This is a genomic window from Streptococcus sp. 477 (assembly GCF_013277295.1).
GTDB lineage: Bacteria > Bacillota > Bacilli > Lactobacillales > Streptococcaceae > Streptococcus > Streptococcus pseudopneumoniae.
Genome location: NZ_VMMQ01000119.1, coordinates 1 through 723, shown reverse-complemented (window position 1 = coordinate 723; position 723 = coordinate 1). Strand labels below are relative to the sequence as shown.

The 723-nt window shown below is 40.1% G+C and carries 2 protein-coding genes; both read left to right on the top strand.

Annotated features, from left to right (window positions below):
- On the top strand, positions 1 to 529 hold a 529-nt coding region (locus tag HT691_RS11070; RefSeq protein WP_172925389.1), incomplete at its 5' end, for a tail fiber domain-containing protein.
- On the top strand, positions 522 to 723 hold a 202-nt coding region (locus HT691_RS11065), incomplete at its 3' end, for a hypothetical protein (RefSeq protein WP_083022303.1). The genes HT691_RS11070 and HT691_RS11065, both read left to right, overlap by 8 nt.

Below are 723 nucleotides of genomic sequence, written 5' to 3'. Positions count from 1 at the left end.
CGGTAGGGTTGACTTTTCGGATAGATCAAGAGTGAATTTTTATAGTCAACCGTCGTTTTCAAATGGAGCAGTGATAAATGGTAGTTTGAGGGTGTCTGGTCGTATCACTTATAGTGGCGGTGAGTGGCTTTACTCACCTATATATAATAAATTATGGAAAGATACTTCACAAGGAGGTACCTGGCTATATTTGAATAGACAAGGTAACGGAGGTAGCGACTGGATTGAGATGAATAAAAGAATCTCAGACCGTCGCTATAAATCAAATATTCAAGACAGTCAAGTATCTGGTCTAGATGTCATCGAAAAGCTGAAGACTTACAGCTATCGTAAAGAATACGATGGCCAAATTGAGGATATCTCATGTGGTATCATGGCTCAGGATGTCCAGAAATATGCCCCTGAAGCATTCTATGAGAATCCTGACGGTGCATATTCATATCGCACATTTGAATTGGTGCCTTACTTAATCAAGGCCATTCAAGAATTAAATCAAAAAATAGAAAAAATGGAGAACAGACATGGATAATCACACAATCGACAAGCTAGTCGCTGAGTCACTCGTCGACCGTTTGGCTGATATCGAATTGAACTATGCGCATTTAAATGTACACCATAGGCTGGCTTTGGCTGAATTACAGGCCTTTAAGGCGGTGCTGGAATATGACCCAGCGCTTAAAGAACTTTTTGACGAAACGCAAGCTAAAATGAAAGGAAATAAGG